This window comes from Sphaerimonospora sp. CA-214678 (genome assembly GCF_050942215.1).
Classification (GTDB): Bacteria; Actinomycetota; Actinomycetes; order Streptosporangiales; family Streptosporangiaceae; genus Sphaerimonospora.
The window spans coordinates 5032565-5051067 of sequence record NZ_CP192056.1; the positions used below are offsets into that span (position 1 = coordinate 5032565).

Here is an 18503-nt window from a genome sequence, read left to right on the forward strand (position 1 = left end):
TCCGGCCAAACTTCCGGCCAAACTTCCGGCCAAACTTCTGGCCATACCTCCGGCCAAACTTCTGGCGAAACTTCCGGCAGACCGCTAGAGCGCGGGGGCCTTGGCCAGCAGCGGGCCGCCCCACCTGCTCTCGTACGCCTTCTCCACGGCGGCGCCGACGCGGTAGCAGCGGTCGTCGCCCAGCACCGGGGCCATGACCTGCAGTCCGACCGGCAGTCCGTCCTCGTCGGCGAGGCCGCACGGCACGGAGATCGCGGCGTTGCCGGCCAGGTTGCTCGGGATCGTGCACAGATCGGCGAGGTACATCGCCATCGGGTCGTCGGCCCGCTCGCCGATCGGGAACGCCGTCGTCGGCGTCGTCGGCGACACCAGCACGTCGACCTGGTGGAAGGCCGCCTCGAAGTCCCGCATGATCAGCGTACGGACCTTCTGGGCCTGGCCGTAGTAGGCGTCGTAGTAGCCCGACGACAGTGCGTAGGTGCCGAGCATGATGCGCCGCTTGACCTCGGGGCCGAACCCGGCCGCCCGGGTCAGCGCCATGACCTCCTCGGCGCTGCGGGTGCCGTCGTCGCCGACGCGCAGGCCGTACCGCATGGCGTCGAAGCGGGCCAGGTTGGACGAGCACTCGGACGGCGCGATCAGGTAGTACGCCGGCAGCGCGTACGTGAACGAGGGGCAGGAGACCTCGACGACCTTGGCGCCGAGGGACTCCAGCAGCTCGACCGCCTCGTGGAAGCGGGCCAGGACGCCGGGCTGGTAGCCCTCTCCGCCGAACTCCTTGACGACGCCGACGCGCAGCCCCGCCACGTCCGCCTGCCTGGCGGCCTCGGCGACCGGCGGAACCGGCGCGTCGATCGACGTCGAGTCGAGCGGGTCGTGACCGGAGAACGCCTCCTGCAGCAGTGCGGCGTCGAGCACGTTGCGCGCGAACGGGCCGGGCGTGTCCAGCGACGACGCGAAGGCGATCAGGCCGTACCGCGAAGAACCGCCGTAGGTCGGCTTCATGCCGACGATGCCCGTCACAGAGGCCGGCTGGCGGATCGAGCCGCCCGTGTCCGTACCGGTCGACAGCGGCGCCTCGTACGCCGAGACGGCCGCGGAGGACCCGCCGGACGAGCCGCCAGGAACGCGGGATCGGTCCCACGGGTTGTGGGTCACCCCGTATGCGGAGTTCTCCGTGGAGGAGCCCATGGCGAACTCGTCCAGGTTGGTCTTGCCCAGGATGACCAGCCCGGCCTCGCGCAGGCGGCGGGTCACGGTCGCGTCGTACGGCGGCCGCCACCCTTCGAGGATCTTCGACCCGGCCGTGGTCGGCATGTCGGCGGTGGCGAAGACGTCCTTGTGCGCGACCGGCACGCCCGCCAGCGGACCCAGCCGCTCGCCCCGGGCGAGCCGCTCGTCGACGGCACGGGCCTGGGCGAGCACAGACTCGGCTTCGACGTGCAGGAAGGCGTTGATCTCGCCGTCGACCTCGGCGATGCGGTCGAGGTGGGCCTGGGCGATCTCGACGGCGGACGCCTCCTTGGCGGCGACCAGCCTGCCGAGCTCGGCCGCGGTCTGGTGGATGAGGCTCATGCTTCCTCCCCCAGGATCCGCGGCACGCGGAACCGGTTCTCCTCGACGGCGGGCGCGCCGGACAGCGCCCCCTCGTGCGAGAGGCCGGGCCGCACCTCGTCGGGACGGAACACGTTGGTCAGCGGCAGCGCGTGCGAGGACGGCGGAATGTCCTCGGCCGCCACCTCGGAAACGCGGGCGACCGCGCCGACGATCTGATCAAGCTGGGTTGCGAAGTGGTCGAGCTCGTCGTCGGCCAGCGCCAGCCGGGACAGCCGGGCGAGGTGAGCGACCTCATCGCGGGTTATGGCGGACATGAGTCGTCGAACCCGTTTCGTGGATGGAGTGTGGATGGAGTTTGGACCTTGGACTTTCCCATCCTAGGGCTCGCCTGGGCCGACGCGTCCGCATCGGCGTACCGCGGTCAGTGGCGGGGGGCGAGCCGGGCGGCGTCCTTGGGACGCTCGGTGAACGCCTCGCTCAGGCGGCTGCGCAGCCAGACCGTCGCCTCCTCCGGGGGCAGCGGCTTGGCCAGCCACCAGCCCTGTCCCGCATGGCAGCCCATCTTGTGCAGCCGCGCGGCCACCTCGGCGGACTCGACGCCCTCGGCGACCGAGCGAAGTCCCAGGGAACGGACCAGATCGATGATCGACTGGACGATGCGCTCGTCGTCGGCCGACTCCTCGACCCTCCGGATGAACGACGCGTCGATCTTCACCTCGGCGACCGGCAGCCGCTGGAGGCGCACCAGTGAGGAGTAGCCGGTGCCGAAGTCGTCGAGGGCCAGCTGGATGCCGAGACCGGCCAGCGTGCGTACCGTCTCCGCCGTGTAGGCCTGATCGGTCGTCAGGATGCGCTCGGTCACCTCGAGCTGGATCGCCGCCGCCGGCAGGCCGTACGCACCGAGCCCGGCTTCGAGCTGCTCGGGAAGGCTGGAGTCGAGCAGGTCGCGCGCCGACACATTGACCGAGATCGGCACCTCGACCCCCTCGCGCCACCAGCGGTCCGCCTGCTCCAGCGCCTGCTCGATGACGTTCCGCGTGATCTCGCGCATGAGGTACGACTGCTCGGCCAGTGGGATGAATTCGGCCGGGGCGACCGGGCCGCGCACCGGATGCCACCAGCGCAGCAGCGCCTCCACGCTCTCCACCCGGCCGTCGTCGAGGCTCACCTTGGGCTGGTAGTGCAGGCCCAGTTCCCCGCTGTCGACGGCCTGCCGCAGGTCGCCCAGCAGACTCAGCCGCTCGGGCGAGTTGCGGTCCTTGTCCGGCACATAGAACTCGACGCCCGTACGGGCCTCCTTGGCCAGGTACATCGCCACATCGGAACGTTGCAGCAGCAGCTCGAAGTCGGGCGCGTGATCGGGGTAGAGGGCGATGCCGATCGAGGCGTCGATGTCGAAGGTCATCCCCTCCAGGCGCACCGGCTCGGTCAGCGCCACCCGCAGCCGCGAGGCGACCTCCCTGGCCGCGTGGGCGTCCCTGATCGACGGCAGCAGCACGGCGAACTCGTCTCCGCCGAGCCGGGCCACCATGTCGCCCGGCCGCACGCTGTGGATGAGCCGGTGTGCCACGATCTGCAGCAGGCGGTCACCCACCGGATGACCGAGTGTGTCGTTGACCTCCTTGAACCTGTCCAGGTCGAGCAGCAGCAGGCCGATCCGCTCGTCCGGACGGGCCTCGGCCAGCGCCTCCTCCGTGCGCAAGATCAGCATCTTCCGGTTGGGCAGGCCGGTGAGGCCGTCATGGGTGGCCTGGTGGTCGCGGCGCAGCAGGAGCATGGCGGTGAAATAGACGGCGATCAGCGGTGCGATGAACAGGGGGATCAGGGCCGGCGAGTGCGCCATGACGACGGCCACGAGCGGCGCGAGGCCGAGCAGCGCGCCGTACCCGAGGGACTGCGGGCCGATCGAGGCACGGATCACCCGGCCGACCGGCCTGCGCTCGTGCAGCGCGACGGCGCCGCAGACGAGCCAGCCGCGGACCACGAAGTACGCCAGACCCGCCAGGACGATCGCCGGGATGCCCGAGCCGTCGGGAACCCATGCGGAACCGGGACTCGGACGGACGCCGAACGCGCCCAGCACCACGGCGGCCGCCGTGCACGCGAGCATCACCGTGGCGAGGTTGAACAGGATCCGATGCCAGGCCCTGTGGTAGGCCAGCCCGGTGACGATCACCGCCACGGCCTGCATCAGCGCGGCCGTCGGCAGGCCGTAGTGCATGAGCGCGGCGAAGGCGAACATCGTCGAGGTGGGAGTGCCGCCGACCAGGGAGGCGGAGGAGTTGACCATGACCGGCCGCAGTTCGCCCAGCACGACGAGCACCAGGACGAGCCACAGCAGCGGCGTTCTCGCGGCCTCGGCCAGGCCACCGAGGCCGGGCCTCACCAGCGCGATCACCAGCGCCAGGACGCCCGCCGCGCTGACCACGGTCAGGTACGCCCACAGGGGCGAACCCGGGCGGGGACCCGCGTCCCGTGTGTCCAGCGGACTCGGATTCGGACTCGTGACCCCGGCGGACGCGGGCCGGAGATTACGCGGGAAAGCGGCAAGTGGCAGGAGACCACGAGAATGTGTCATGAGTAAGAAACCCCCCAAGAGGTCACTATGGGAGGGTACGACCTCCGGGCCACATCGCGAAACCGGTTGCGTACCGTCCGTTACCGGAGATTTCGCCCGATGTGCCGCCATAGGCCCCTCGGCCTCTCAACCACGGTGAAACTTTCAGGTCCGAAGGGAGACGATAAGCCTGTTCATCTGCGCTTAATAAGTTGGACCTCTGGCCTTATAGGAGAGGGCCCTTCGTTCGACGCATCCTTGGTACCTACCATCCGAGAAGTCTAGTGGGAGCGCTCCCACATTACTCGGACGGAGTACTTCATGTCTCGCAGAAGGCCCTTGATCTCGGCGGTCATCACCGCGGCCGCCACGGCCGGGGTGGGGGCGGCCGTCTTCGCCGCGCCGGCGGCACACGCCGCAGACTCTGCTTTCTACGTGGATCCGACGACCAACGCGGCCAAATGGGTGGCCGCCAACCCGGGTGACAGCCGTGCTTCCGTGATCAGGGACCGGATCGCCGCCGTCCCGCAGGGCAGGTGGTTCGCCAGCTACAACCCCTCGACGGTGCGAAGCCAGGTCGACGCCTACGTCGGAGCCGCGGCTGCGGCCGGCAAGATCCCGATCATGGTCGTCTACGAGATGCCGAACCGCGACTGTGGTGGTGCCAGCGCCGGCGGCGCCCCCGACCACAACGCGTACCGCGCCTGGATCGACCAGGTCGCCGCCGGCCTCGGCGGGCGCCCTGCCACCATCATCCTGGAGCCCGACGCCCTCTCGATCATGCCCAACTGCATGAACTCCTCCGAGCAGGCTCAGGTCCAGGCCTCCATGGCGTACGCCGGGAAGAAGTTCAAGGCCACCTCGTCGCAGGTCAAGGTGTACTTCGACGCCGGCCACGACGCCTGGGTCAGCGCCTCGGACATGGCGAACCGGCTGAGGGGCGCCGACATCGGCAACAGCGCGGACGGCATCGCACTCAACACCTCCAACTACCGCTACACCTCCGGCCTGGTGTCGTACGCCAAGAACGTCATCTCGGCCACCGGCATGTCGCACCTGCGCGCGGTCATCGACACCAGCCGCAACGGCAACGGCCCCGCCGGCAGCGAGTGGTGCGACCCGGCGGGCCGGGCCACCGGCGCCTGGAGCACGACGAACACCGGCGACTCGATGATCGACGCCTTCCTGTGGGTCAAGCCGCCGGGTGAGGCGGACGGCTGCATCGCGGCCGCCGGCCAGTTCGTGCCGCAGCGGGCCTACGACATGGCCATGGCCGCCCCGTACACCCCCACTCCGACACCGACGCCGACGCCCACCCCGACCCCGACCCCCACTCCGACGCCCACACCGACCCCCACACCGACCCCGACGCCCACACCGACCCCCACTCCGACGCCGACACCGGGCGGCAACGGCTGCACCGCCACTTACGCGGTGGTCAACCAGTGGCAGGGCGGCTTCCAGGGCGAGGTCACGGTCAAGGCCGGCGGCAGCGCGATCAGGGGCTGGACGGTCAAGTGGTCGTTCCCGAACGGGCAGTCCATCAGCCAGCTGTGGAACGGCACCGTCAGCTCCAGCGGCTCCAACGTCACCGTCACCAGCCTGGACTGGAACGGCAACCTCGGCGCCGGCGCGTCCACCACGTTCGGCTTCCTCGGCAACTGGTCCAGCGGCAACGGCACCCCGTCCTCCGTCACCTGCTCGGCCTCCTGATCATCTTCTGATCGGAACGCCGAGGATCCAGGGCGTGCCGTACGGCTCACAGTCGTACGGCACGCCCTTCGTTTTCCGGCTTCCTGGTCAGCCGATTTTGAAGGATCGAAGCTACAACTTACGCCACAGCTGAAGGCGGTAGAGCTGGATCTTGTAGATGTCGTCGGGGAAGTCCGGCTCCTCGGTGTTGCTCATGACCTTTGTCAGCACCCGTGCCGACCATGACAGGCCTTTCTCCCCGACATCGAACGCCGGAAACTCCTTCGGTTCGAAGGATGCCCATTCTGCGATGGCGATCGTCCCGGATGCGATCCCTAGCTCCCCGGTCCACAGTTCGTCCCAGGTTTCAAGCGGGTCCGGCCAGGTATCCCACAGCTCATAACGGACGAAGTGCTCGAAACCACTCCCGATCCGGCTGGTCAGGATGAGGCCACTGGGGCCCGCCTGTATGTCCGGACCAACTACGGGGGCGGGGTCGCCTGGGCCGGGATTGCCGGTGATCTGGCCGTCCGTTATCTCGGCGATAACGAACATGTCACCCCACACGTCGACTTTGATCTTGTCTACCATGCTATTGATCAAGTTCACCATAGCCGCTTCACTCCTTGGGCAGCACCAGTTGAGGTCTGCGCGCTCATCGGACGAACGGGCGCACAGTTGGCCTGAACAGGTATCCGACCCACACCGATCGGACGATGCGGGCCGGACATAATGGCCACTTGTTAGTCGAGCAGATGAATCCAGAACTTGTCGCTCCGGATCACCCTGTTGTTTATGTACCAGGCTTGCAGAACCGCCCCGTGGGCGCCGTTGTGATCGGAATCCACTAGCTGGACCGACCAGTTGTTCGTCGGCTTGGCGTTAATCGCCCCTTGCTGCGTACTCGCAAAGGGGAACTCGTCGCATTCCCTGCCGTTGCGCGCGCCGAACTCGATGTCGCATGTACGTGAGGCCCGGGTGTGGTTTGCGTCGATATCAGGTGCATATTTTGCCCTGGACAGGAAGTTACCCCAGTTTCCAGGAATATTCTTGTCATTGGGAGACAGGTCGTAAAACGTCTTTCGTCCCGGTGCGGTGGTTTTCGGTGATCGAAGCGCCTTGGCGATGTGGTCGTAGTTTTCAGAGAATTCCTGCATAGTGCCCTTGTCAGTGTTCTGCGCGATGTCGTCACGCGCCATCTGGAGAGCAAGGGGACCGCGGGGGATAACGCAACCACCGCTCTTGTACCACGTGTCTCGTCCGGATGTGTCGCAGCGAACCGTACGCGCTTCCGCCGTTGCGCTGTAGACTGCTTCGCTCCCGAACAGCTTCGGCATCTTCGCCATCAGCACCGGGGTGACCGCGCACGAACCTTCCTTGTCGGGTCCGCTCATCAGGGTCGCCGTGTACCTACCGGTCATCTGCCACTCTGTGCCACTACTCGCCCTCCACTCGCTGACCCGATGCCAGCCGGTCATCCCGCTGGGCCCGTTTGGATCATAGTTGGGGCACCCGCTACCCACAGCGGCGGCGTCGACCGGAACGTTGTAGTGGTGTAAAGGAGCATCCGCGATGGTGCCCTCTGACGAAATGATCTTGATGTGTGACCTGAGAGTGAAGTACTGGCGGCTGTCCAGCATCGTGGTCATCCGCAGCCAGAGGAGGCCTTTGATCTCGCCAACCTTGCTGCGACCCTGCCAGTGGACAGCGCGGAACGGCAGCCGCCTGCAGTAGTCGAAACGATTCTTGGAATACTCCGTCTCCTCCTCCCAGTTGGTGCCCGTGTGCTCAAGGCACTCGGCATGTGACATGTACTTGACGTTTGGACCGTCCCCCTTGTTGGTCTGCAGCAGCCTTTTGATGTCATCCGCGCGTGAGCTGGTATTGACGAGTGGCGCCGCTTGCGTTTCCGCCTCCGCCATTGGGGCGGCGGTCGCGACGCCGACGGTGAGAGATTGCCAGTCGGTCCAGACTCCGGTCGATGACGGTGTGACGGCGCGGGCCCGCCAGAGCACCTTCTGGCCGTCCCGCAGCTTGCCCTTTGGGATCTGGAACGTCTTACGGAAGCTGCGGGCTGTGCCAGCCGCCTTGCCCGACCAAACGAGTTGTTTGCCTCTCGCCTTGGTCGGTTTGCGAATGACCTCGACCTCCACCGTTGCCTGACGGATTTGCGCCCCGGACATCCAGACGTCCAGTTGCGGGGTGACGCTGTCCGTGGTCATCTCGCCACCCACCGCTGTGGATCCACGCACAGCGAGCTTCGCGACTACGGGCTCCGTGTCCGCAGAACCGGTGCCGGCCGCCGCTAAAGGCTGTGCCGCAGCCGGAGCCGTGGCACCGATCGGGGCGTTCATGTCGGTCTGAATCTCGGCTTGGGTTTGGGCACGGTTGTAGACGCGCACCTCGTCGATCAGACCCTTGAAGTACTCGCCCCACATGCTGTTGCCGCCGATGTGCAGCGCACCACCGTCGAAGTCGACCCTGCCACTGGCGGCGACCTGGCCGACTTCGCTGCCATCGACGTACAACCGCAGATGGCTGCCGTCATACGTGACTGCCAGATGGCTCCAGACGTTGATCGGCAGAGCCGTGTCGTCCCAAACGTCGGCGTCCTGCTCTGCATCCTCCATTCCGAGTGATCCGGACGGTGCGTCACCATCGGACGCGTACAGAACGTAGGACAGATACTGCTCGCCGACGAGTTCCTTCAGAACAACCGTACGCCAGTCAGTGACGGTAGACGGTTTGACCCAGGCCGACAGCGTCATGCCGGTCGACAAGCGCAGCGAGGGCGCATCATTGACGGTGACCCAACTGGAGGTGCCGTTGAACGACAGCGCCCTGCCATGTCTGCCACCGGCGACCCACGTGGTGTCACTGGCAGTACCGGTGTTGTTCTGCCCGGACGCATCCGCCACTACTGTACCAGCGCCCTCCTCCATCCCGTAGGCGGCCACCAGCCCCGGAGCAGGACTCGGCGACGGTGTCGGGGTGGGGATCGGAGAGGGGGTGGGAGTCGGAGACGGTGAGGAGGACGCTACTGGTGTGTTCATATCTGTCTGAATTTGCGTGCTGGTTTGAGCGAGGTTGTAGATGCGAACCTCGTCGATCAGCCCGCTGAAATACTCGCCCCACACGCTGTTGCCACCCATGTGAAGCGGCCCGCCGTTGTTATAGACACTCCCGCTGAAGGGGGTTGCGTCGACTTGGTTGCCGTTGACGTAAAGTCGCGCGGTGGTTCCGTCATAGGTCAGGGCGACGTGACTCCACGTATTGATGGGCAAGGGCGTCGTGCCAGTAGGCGCCGCTACCTCTTCATCCTCCCTTATCAGCCAACCGGCGGCAGCGGAGCCGTCCGAGGCATACAGTCCATAAGAGGGCGGGGCGTAATCGTCAGCGGGATCCTTCATCACTATGGTGCGCCAGTTGCTGACCGTCGTGGGACGGACCCATGCCGACAAAGTCAGCGCTGTCGACAGCCGCAATGAGGGTGCGTCGTTCACGGTCACCAAGCTGGACGTGCCGTTGAACGAGAGAGCGTTGCCGAACTTTCCGGAGGACACGCGCGTGGTGTTACTTGCCACACCGGTGTTGTTATGCCCAGAAGCATCTTGGACCGTGGCTCCCGAGGTCTCTTCCATGCCGTACGCGGCGACTAGGCCCGGTCCTCCCGCCGGAGGTGGGCTGGGTGTCGGGGTGGGAGTGGGAGCCACCGTGGGACCAAGCAGCGTCATCTCGTCCGCGTAGACGGTGACCAGATCTGACGATCGGGCCGGAATCACCAGCCTCAGCTGTGCCTTGGTGGCACCGTCCGGCGGGAACTCCTGGACGGTGAGCTGACTCCATGTGTCGGCGGTGAGAGCATGGTTAGACACGCTGGAGCTCAGCAAAGTGCCGGCGGAGTCAAACCAGTCGATGCCATACTGGACGTCCGTGTCGACGGTGGGGTAAAACCAGCCGTCAGCGCTGTGGTACAGGTCGGGGACAACCGGCAGATCTCCCTCTGATCGGACGACAGTCTCGGCGTCCCCCTGCGGTGCAGTCACTTTGGCAGACGCTGCGCCCGTGGTTTCGTGCGCTCGATCAGTCGAACGCTCCACGATGCCGCCGGTCGCCGTCCATGGAGCGAGCTCGGTTTCGAAGTACGGATTGGCGTTCAGCACCTTGTCTGGAAGCCGAGGCGAGGGCTCGGGATTCGGCGAAGGCGCTGGTCCCGGCGGATCTTCCGCATAATCTTCGGGATTGTCGATTCCGGCCACGAGGTCTTCATCGCTGATGACTTCTGGATAGTAGGCGCTGTCGGTGAACCTGGTCTCGACAGAAGTCCCTGAGGCAATGGCGTCGGCCAGCTCCTGTTCGGGCGTCAAATTCTGCGCCGGCGGATTCTCGCCGTATACTTTGCCGCTGTCGAACCACGCCTTGTCGTCCTCGTACGTGCCCGACGGGGCCTCGAACTCGTCAGGGTAGAACCGCACGACCTGGAGCTCGGAGGCCGGTTCGTAATCGACGATCAGCACTGGCCCACGGGGGGTGTACGGGTAGGTGTCGTAGCCGTCGTATTCGGATGAGCGGTACCAGCGCCAGTTCTGGCTCACGGCCTCGCTGGCGGAGCTGAGCTGGACGCCGCGGTGGGGTGTGCCGTCCATCCAGCTTTGGACCATCTGCTCGATGGAGTACCACAGCTCGCCTTCACCCTGCGGGCAGCTGTTCTCGTCGTAGGCGCCCTTGAGGCCCACCTGACCGGTGGTGGTCACCGAGGGCTGATTGTTCAACGTCAGGCTGGCGGCAGTCCACTCGGTGGTGATCATCCTGGCCACGATGCCGGGACTGTCGGTGTGACTGCAGGTATGCGACCGGTGGTTCCACAGCCGCAGGTCACCGTTGAGGACCGTTCCACCCAACAGTTCCAGAGGGAAGTCGAAGCGGACGTAGCCGCGCCAGGTGACCGTACCGGAGTTTGAACGGCCGGCGATGACCCGGTCCAGGCTGCTGTTGCTCTGCCCGCTCGGGTAACTGTCGCTGACGAAGGTGTCGGCGGGGACGCCGGCGCCGATCCAAGTGTCGGAGGCGGTCGCCACGGTAACGGGATAGGTCACCGCCGGATCGGCAAGGAAATCGGCCTTCGCGATCAGGACCACGGCGTCGCCCTTGGCCATCTGCTCGAGAGCGGCGGGGGCGGTTCCTGTCTTGCCCTTCTCCGGGTTGTCCATCGCCGCAGCGTCGATCAGCATCGCCGGAGGCAGCTCGGCGAACTTCTTGCCTTCGCCGTCCGGCACCGACGGCGTGGCACCAGACGCCTTGCCGAACTTCAGCCCCTTGGGCAGGCCGACCGGAATGCGGAGCTTGAGGTCCTTGGCAGGGCGTTGGCGGATCACGATCTCCTGCCGGTACCCCGTAGGGGTGGCGGTGATGACCAAATCCGTCCCGGGCCCGTAGACGTTGCGGTAGGTGGCGGTGCTGCCCGCCAGTTCGGCCTTGGGCAGCTTGCCCGGCGCGGCGATGGTGGCCGCGCCCTTGTCGCCCTTGATCTTGATCAGCTGCGTGTCGCCGCCCGAAGACAGCTCCAATGCACCCTTCGCCGATCTGGGTCGGATGACGCCGCCCTCTTCCACCAGGCGCGTATCGATCGGCTGCCAGGCGCCGTTCTTGTCCTTCACCCGGATGGGGGTGGAGTGCAGTTCGGCGTGGAGCGTCTTGCCGTCGGGGTTGGCGAACGTGGTCGATGTCTCACTGCGAGCGGCGGTGATCTCGATCCGCTTGTTCTGTTTCTTGGCCTCCCGTTTGGCGGCTTCCACCGGGTCGGCGGCGGCCGGAGCGGAGCTAGGCGACACGGGAGAAGGAGCAGGGGCAGCGGTGGCGGGCAGGGCGACTACCAGAGATGAGGTCAGCACGAGAGCGGCTACCGGCGTGGTATGGCGGCGGTAGCCGCGGAGTAACGCGCCGGACTTGGACAGATGTATGTTCACTCCGACCTTTCAATCAGTCGTGATCATGGGTCGGATGGATCTTCACATAAAGTTGAAATAAAGTAAAGATCCAAATTACTCGGACATCTGCCATCAAGTTGAAGATCCACGACGGGCAGGCATCGGTCACCTGAACAATCGCTGAGCAGGACACCGAGAATCGAGAGGCGTGCCGTACGGCTCACAGCCGTACGGCACGCCTTCCGGCTTCCTGGTCAGCCGACGGGGAGACCGGTGTAGTTCTCCGCGAGTTCGGTGGCCGCGGCCGTGCCGGTGGCGATGCGGTCGAGCTGGGAGAGCTGCAGCCGGGTGTCGAACGGCGACTGGGCCGGATCGACGTGCATCGTCGTCGTCATGAAGTAGGAGAAGTGCTCGGCCCGCCAGACCCGCCGCAGGCAGGTGGCCGAATAGGCGTCGAGCAGCTCGGCCGAGCCGGTCGCGTTCAGGTGGGCGAAGGCCCTGGCGAGGACGACGACGTCGCTGAACGCGAGGTTCAGTCCCTTGGCTCCGGTCGGCGGCACGATGTGCGCGGCGTCACCGGCCAGGAAGATCCGGCCGTGCCGCATCGGCTCGGCGACGAGGCTGCGCATCGGCAGCACCGACTTCGCGGTGATGGGGCCGCGTTCCAGCTTCCAGTCGCCCTCGACGGCGAATCTGGCGTCGAGTTCGTCCCAGATCCGCTCGTCGGGCCACTCCGCCAGGTCCGTACCGTTCGGCACCTGGAGGTAGATGCGGCTCACCGTGGTGGAGCGCATGCTGTGCAGCGCGAACCCCCGATCGGAGTGCGCGTAGATCAGCTCGTCGCACGACGGCGGCACATCGGCCATGATGCCGAGCCATGAGTACGGATAAGACCGCTCATAGATGGTGAGATCCGGAATGGCGGTCCGGGCCACACCGTGGGAGCCGTCGCAGCCGACCACGTAGTCGCAGGTGAGCGTCTGCTCGCGGCCCTCGTGGGTGAAGTGGACGGCCGGCCGGTCGGTGTCGATGCCGGTCACCGCCCGGACGTACGCCTCGAACAGCAGCGGTCCGCCGCCCTGCCGCAGCTGCAGCGAGATCAGGTCCTTGACGACCTCGGTCTGGGCGTAGACCATGACCCGTCGGCCGCCCGTGAGCGAGGGGAAGTCGATCCGATGCGAGCGCCGGTCGAAGCGCAGTTCGATGCCGTCGTGGACGAGACCCTCCCGGTCCATCCGCTCCCCCGCGCCGCATTCGCGCAGCACGTCGACCGCGCCCTGCTCCAGAATCCCGGCGCGCTGACGATGCTCTACGTACGCGCGGTCGCGGCTTTCCAGTACGACGCTGTCGATGCCGGCGAGGTGCAGCAGCCGGGCGAGGAGCAGCCCGGCCGGGCCGCCGCCGATGATGCCGACAGTGGTGTGCATCAGCCTTCCCTCTCTTCTCTCAGGATTCGGTCGGCGATCGCGAACGCCGAGTTGGCCGCGGGCACCCCGCAGTAGACGGCCGTCTGCAGCAGGACCTCTCTGATCTCCTCTGGCGTGAGACCGTTGCGCAGCGCCGCGCGCACGTGCATGCCGAGCTCGTCGTGGTGACCGCGCGCCACCAGTGCCGTGAGCGTGATGCAGCTGCGGGTCCGGCGGCTCAGCCCGGGCCGGGTCCAGATCTCTCCCCAGGCATAGCGGGTGATGAAGTCCTGGAAGGGCGCGGTGAAGTCGGTGGTGCGCGCGATCGCCCGGTCCACGTGCTCGTCCCCCAGCACGGCCCGCCGTACGGCCATGCCCGCCGCGTGGCGGGAGGCGTCGTCACGGGGCGTCGCTTCAGCGGTGGCCGCGAGATGTCCGAGCAGGGCGGCGAGCACCGGCTCCGGGCGCTCGACGTTGGCGAGGTGCGCCGCGTGCGCGACCTCGACGAGCGAGGCGCCGGGGATGCCGTCGGCCAGCTCACGGGCGTGCGCCGGCGGGGTCGCGGGGTCGTCCCGCCCCGCGATCACAAGGGTGGGTACGGTGATGCGCGCCAGGTCGCCACGCAGGTCGTAGGAGGCGAGCATGTCGCACCCCGCGGCATAGCCGGCGGGGTCGGCAGCCCTCAGGTCGTCCAGCAGCGCCTCGGCCCGCGACTCCGAAAAGCTCGGCGTGAACCACCGGGTGGCGCTCATCTCGACGAGCGGGGCGGTGCCCTCGGCCCGAACCAGGGCCGCCCGTTCGTGCCAGGCCGCGGGTTCGCCGAAGCGGGCCGACGAGCAGACCATGGCGAGCGAGGCGACACGCTCGGGGTGATGCACGGCGAGCCAGGCGCCGACCGCGCCGCCGATCGAGATCCCCGCGTAGTCGAAGCGGTCGACGCCGAGGGAGTCGGCCAGCGCGAGCACGAGCCGCCCCAGGTCGGCGATCGTGGTCGCGCCCGGCGTGGTGTCCACCACGCCGGCGGGAGATCCGCCGTGTCCCGGCAGGTCCCAGCGGATGACCCGGCGGTCCCTGGAGAGCGCGGGCACCTGGTGGTCCCACACGGCCAGGGACGTCCCCATCGAGGGCCCCAGCAGCAGCGGCATCCCCAGGTCACGCCCCTCCGGCGGGGGGCCGTCGCTCCGGTGGTGCAGGTTGACTGTCATCGTCCCTCCTCGACGCCCGGTTCCGGGCCCGGTCCGGAGTCCGGTGAGAGGCCCGGTGGGAAGCCCAGTGCGCGGTCCACGAGGGGGCCGGCCAGGCCCGTGTACCACGCCGGATCGGTCAGCTCGCGCAGCCTCTCCTCGGAGAAGGCCGCCGCCACGCCGGGATCGGCCAGAAGTGCCGCCACCAGGTCGGCTCCACCGTCTTCCGCCTGATCGGTCCGTACAGCCCCTGTTCGTACGGCCCGGCTTTGTACGGTCCGGTTTTGTACGGCCCGTGCGGCCGCCTTGACGACACGGGACGCATGGTCACGTCCGATCTCGGCGGCGAGCGCGGCGCTGAGCCGCTCGGACACGATCAGTCCCCCGGTGAGATCGAGGTTGTCGCGCATCCGCCGCGGATGCACCCGCAGCCTGAGCCCGGCCGCGACAGCGGCGGCGCCGCCGACCAGGCGCAGCGCCTCCCGCATCGGCCGCCACTCGGCGTGCCAGGCACCCGGCGGGCGTTCGTCCTCGGCCGCGAGTGATCCGTACAGCACGGCGGCCAGGGCCGGGACCTGCCGGGCGGCCGCGGCGATCAGGACGGCTCCGACCGGGTTGGCCTTCTGCGGCATGGCCGATGATCCGCCACCGACGCCCCCGCCGGTGTCCTCTGAGACCTCGCCGATCTCGGTGCGTGACAGCACCAGCACGTCAGCGGCGAGCTTGCCCAGCGCGCCTGCGGCGAAGGCCAGCGCGCCGGCGAGGTCGGCGACGGGCGTACGCAGGGTGTGCCACGGCAACACGGGCTCGGCCAGGCCGGTCTCCGCCGCGTACGCGGCGGGCAGCCGCAGCACGTCCTCCGCTGTCCCCTCCCGGGGGGAGTATTCGCGGAAGGCGGCCAGCGTGCCGGCGGCCCCGCCGAGCTGGACGGGCAGCGCGGCGCGTACGGCCGCCAGCCGGTCGCGTGCGGCCATCACGAGGCTGCGCCAGCCGGCCGCCTTCAGGCCGAACGTCGTCGGCACCGCGTGCTGGGTGAGGGTCCGGCCCGGCATCGGGGTGTCGCGATGCGCCGCGGCCAGGCGGGCGAGGGCGGCGGCCGTACGATCCAAATCGGCCAGGACCGGTTCCAGCGCCCGCGCGGTGACGAGCATCGCGGCGGTGTCCCAGATGTCCTGGCTGGTCGCCCCCTGATGGACGTACGGCGCGGCCTCGGGATCGTGCTCGGCGACGGCGGCGGTCAGGTCCGCCACCAGCGGGATCACCGGATTGCCCCCGGAACGGGCCCGCAGCGCCAGATCGCGGACATCGAACCGGGACGTCTGCCCGGCCGCGGCGGTGACGGCCGCCGCTGCGGCGGGCGGGGCGAGCCCCAGCGCGGCCTGTGCCCGGGTCAGCGCCGCCTCGGCGTCGAGCATGCCCCGGACGAAAGCCGCGTCGCCGGTCAGCGCCTCGGCCCGCGAACCGGCCACGACCGGGGCGAGCAGCCCGACATCCGCCGGATCGAGCTCGCGCGAAGGCTCACGATCACTCGAAGGCTCACGGTCATTCGAAGGCTCACGGTCATTCGAAGGCAAGGAAGACCGTCTCCTCGTGGACCCCGTCGGCCTGGAGCCGTACGTCGAAGCGGTAGACGCGCTCGCGCTCCGGCACGGCGAGGAGGGTGGCCCTGCGGTTCCGCGGCAGCGCGGCCAGCAGCGGCTCGGCCTCCAGATCGGCCAGGCCGGGCAGATAGGCCCGGGTGAACAGGTGGTGCAGCAGGCCGCGGGCGAAGACGCACACCGAGATGTACGGCACGCCGCCGGGCGGGAGCGTACGCAGCAGGTAGTGGCCGTCGGCGTCGACGGCGACGCGGCCGAACCCGGTGAAGGCGAGGCCGTCGCGGCCGATCACCGCGCCGGTGACCGGATCGCGGCGCAGCGAGCCCGGCGCGCCCGCCCGCGACCCGTCGGGAGCGGGCTGCCAGAACTCCAGCAGCGCGTCCGGAACGGGGACGCCTGCGCCGTCGTAGACCGTGCCGTGCAGGGTGATCGTGTCCGGGTGCCCGGCGGGGGCGACGTCGCCGCCGCCCGTGAACGGCAGGGCGTACCCGTAGAACGGGCCGACGGTCTGGGACGCCGTGGGCGGCAGGCTCACCGGCGCCTTCGCAGATGACGGGGTGGTGCTCATCGGCCCTCCTCCATCCAGGTCGCGGCCGGGCCGTCCAGCACGATGTCCCAGCGGTAGCCGAGCGACCACTCCGGCGTCGACAGGTCGTGATCGTAGTCGGCGACGAGGCGGCGGCGCGCGGAATCGTCGGTCACCGACTGCAGGATGGGATCGAGGTCGAACAGCGGGTCGCCGGGGAAGTACATCTGGGTGACCAGCCGCTGGGCGAACGCCGTGCCGAACAGCGAGAAGTGGATGTGCGCGGGCCGCCAGGCGTTGTCGTGGTTGCGCCACGGGTAGGGGCCGGGCTTGATCGTGACGAAGGAGTACCGACCGTCGTCGTCGGTGAGGCAGCGGCCGACTCCGGTGAAGTTCGGATCGAGCGGGGCGGGATGCTGGTCGCGCTGATGGGCGTACCGCCCGGAGGCGTTGGCCTGCCAGATCTCGACGAGCTGGTCGCGGACCGGGCGGCCGGCCCGGTCGAGCACGCGTCCGGTGACGAGGATCCGCTCGCCCAGCGGCTCCCCGGTGTGCCGGCGGGTGAGGTCGTGGTCGAGCGCGGTGACGTCGGTGACGCCGAAGACCGGGCCGGTCAGCTCGGCCGCCTCCGGATCACGCGGCACGACGAGTGCATGCCTGGGATGGCGCAGCCGGCTGCTGCGGTAGGGCGGATAGTCGCGGTCGGGGTGAGCACGCCGCGGCGCACCGTCCGCCACGGCCTTGCCGTACGCGCCGCGGATCTCGGCGATCTCCGCGCTGATGGTCTCCTGCGTTTCGATCCCGGGTGGTCGTGGTGGGCTCGCCGGGGTTTTCGTCATGGTCGGCTCCTTCTTCTGAACGTGTCACCGATCGAGCACGAGGGCGAGGCCCTGCCCGACGCCGATGCAGAGGGTCGCCAGGCCGGTGCCTGAACCGGCCGCCGCGAGCTGGTGGGCGACCGTCCCGGCCAGGCGCGCCCCCGACGCGCCGAGCGGGTGGCCGATCGCGATGGCGCCGCCGCGCGGGTTCACGATCGACGGGTCGAGCTCGGGCCACTCCCGCAGGCAGCCGAGCGCCTGGGCGGCGAACGCCTCGTTGAGCTCGACGACCGCGAGATCGTCCCAGTTCTTTCCCGCCCGCGCCAGCGCCCTCCGGGCCGCCTCGACCGGGCCGAGGCCGTACAGCTGGGGCTCCACACCGGTCACCGCCGAGGACCTGACACGGGCCAGCGGCTCACGGCCGATCGCCCGCAGCCCCTCCTCGTCGCACAGCAGCAGGGCCGCCGCGCCGTCGTTGAGCGGTGAGGAGTTGCCCGCCGTGACCGTGCCGGCCGGGGTGCCCCTGCGGAATGCCGGTTTGAGCCTGGCCAGCGCCGCCATGGACGTGTCGTCGCGGATCGCCTCGTCCCGCGGCAGATCGGCCCCGTCGACCGGGACGATCTCGGCGTCGAACGCGCCGTCCCGCCAGGCGCGGGCCGCCTTCTCGTGGCTGGCCAGCGCGAACGCGTCCTGGCTCGCGCGGCCGATGCCGTACCGGTCGGCGATCAGCTCGGCGCCCTCGCCGAGCGCGACCGTCCACTCGGCGGGCATGCGCGGGTTGACCATGCGCCAGCCGAGCGTGGTCGACAGCAGCCGCTGGTCGCCGGCCGGGAAGGCGCGGTCGGGTTTGGGCAGCACCCACGGCGCGCGGGACATCGACTCGACGCCACCCGCGATCACGATCGAGGCGTCGCCGACCGCGATGGCGCGATACGCCTGGATCACGGCCTCCATTCCGGAGGCGCACAGCCGGTTGACCGTGGTGCCGGGGACGGTGACCGGCAGCCCGGCCAGCAGTACGGCCATGCGGGCGACGTTGCGGTTCTCCTCCCCCGCGCCGTTGGCGTTGCCGAAGAAGACGTCGTCGATCCTGGCCGGGTCGAGGCCGGGGGCCCGGCCGGTCAACGATCGGATGACGTGGGCGGCCAGGTCGTCGGGCCGGACCCCGGCCAGTGCGCCGCCGTACCGGCCGAACGGGGTGCGTACGGCGTCGACGATGTAGACGTCGTTCATCACTG

The 18503-nt window shown here is 68.7% G+C and carries 12 protein-coding genes; 1 reads left to right on the forward strand and 11 read right to left on the reverse strand.

What is annotated here, in order from left to right:
- Positions 1–84 precede the first annotated feature (84 nt).
- The 3 genes from gatA to ACQP1K_RS22570 all read right to left on the reverse strand — a co-directional run bounded on the left by gatA (position 85) and on the right by ACQP1K_RS22570 (position 4135).
- The gene (gatA, locus tag ACQP1K_RS22560; RefSeq protein WP_433497687.1) at positions 85–1575 is read right to left on the reverse strand and encodes an Asp-tRNA(Asn)/Glu-tRNA(Gln) amidotransferase subunit GatA; all 1491 of its coding nucleotides are present in this window, start codon (positions 1573–1575) and stop codon (positions 85–87) included.
- Complete coding sequence (gene gatC, locus ACQP1K_RS22565) at positions 1572–1871, reverse strand: Asp-tRNA(Asn)/Glu-tRNA(Gln) amidotransferase subunit GatC (RefSeq protein WP_433497688.1); 300 nt, start codon at positions 1869–1871, stop codon at positions 1572–1574. The genes gatA and gatC overlap by 4 nt, the downstream gene beginning before the upstream one ends.
- A gap of 107 nt (positions 1872–1978) precedes the next feature.
- Positions 1979–4135: a putative bifunctional diguanylate cyclase/phosphodiesterase gene (locus ACQP1K_RS22570; RefSeq protein WP_433497689.1), complete on the reverse strand. Its 2157-nt coding sequence runs from the start codon at positions 4133–4135 to the stop codon at positions 1979–1981.
- Between the two features lie 300 nt (positions 4136–4435).
- Between ACQP1K_RS22570 and ACQP1K_RS22575 the strand changes: the two genes are divergently transcribed.
- Complete coding sequence (locus ACQP1K_RS22575) at positions 4436–5827, forward strand: glycoside hydrolase family 6 protein (RefSeq protein WP_433497690.1); 1392 nt, start codon at positions 4436–4438, stop codon at positions 5825–5827.
- A 111-nt stretch (positions 5828–5938) separates the two neighbouring features.
- On the opposite strand, the gene ACQP1K_RS22580 is transcribed toward ACQP1K_RS22575, so the two are convergent.
- The 8 genes from ACQP1K_RS22580 to ACQP1K_RS22615 form a co-directional block, all read right to left on the reverse strand.
- Positions 5939–6418, reverse strand: coding sequence for a hypothetical protein (locus ACQP1K_RS22580; RefSeq protein WP_433497691.1), 480 nt, complete (start codon positions 6416–6418; stop codon positions 5939–5941).
- A 131-nt stretch (positions 6419–6549) separates the two neighbouring features.
- Complete coding sequence (locus ACQP1K_RS22585) at positions 6550–11772, reverse strand: LamG-like jellyroll fold domain-containing protein (protein WP_433497692.1); 5223 nt, start codon at positions 11770–11772, stop codon at positions 6550–6552.
- 215 nt (positions 11773–11987) lie between these two features.
- Entirely contained in the window at positions 11988–13160 is a 1173-nt protein-coding gene (locus ACQP1K_RS22590; RefSeq protein WP_433497693.1) for a 4-hydroxybenzoate 3-monooxygenase, read from the reverse strand.
- The gene (gene pcaD / locus ACQP1K_RS22595) at positions 13160–14344 is read right to left on the reverse strand and encodes a 3-oxoadipate enol-lactonase (RefSeq protein ID WP_433497694.1); all 1185 of its coding nucleotides are present in this window, start codon (positions 14342–14344) and stop codon (positions 13160–13162) included. Before pcaD ends, ACQP1K_RS22590 begins: the two co-directional genes overlap by 1 nt.
- A complete protein-coding gene (gene pcaB, locus ACQP1K_RS22600; protein ID WP_433497695.1) occupies positions 14341–15897 on the reverse strand; it encodes a 3-carboxy-cis,cis-muconate cycloisomerase in 1557 nt (518 codons plus the stop codon). The genes pcaD and pcaB overlap by 4 nt, the downstream gene beginning before the upstream one ends.
- Positions 15884–16489, reverse strand: coding sequence for a protocatechuate 3,4-dioxygenase subunit alpha (pcaG, locus tag ACQP1K_RS22605; protein ID WP_433497696.1), 606 nt, complete (start codon positions 16487–16489; stop codon positions 15884–15886). Before pcaG ends, pcaB begins: the two co-directional genes overlap by 14 nt.
- Positions 16486–17286, reverse strand: a complete 801-nt coding sequence (gene pcaH, locus ACQP1K_RS22610) for a protocatechuate 3,4-dioxygenase subunit beta (RefSeq protein WP_433497697.1) — start codon at positions 17284–17286, stop codon at positions 16486–16488. The genes pcaG and pcaH overlap by 4 nt, the downstream gene beginning before the upstream one ends.
- A 24-nt stretch (positions 17287–17310) precedes the next feature.
- Positions 17311–18498 carry a thiolase family protein gene (locus tag ACQP1K_RS22615; protein ID WP_433497698.1) on the reverse strand — a complete coding sequence of 396 codons (1188 nt, stop codon included), beginning with the start codon at positions 18496–18498 and terminating at the stop codon, positions 17311–17313.
- Positions 18499–18503: the final 5 nt, after the last annotated feature.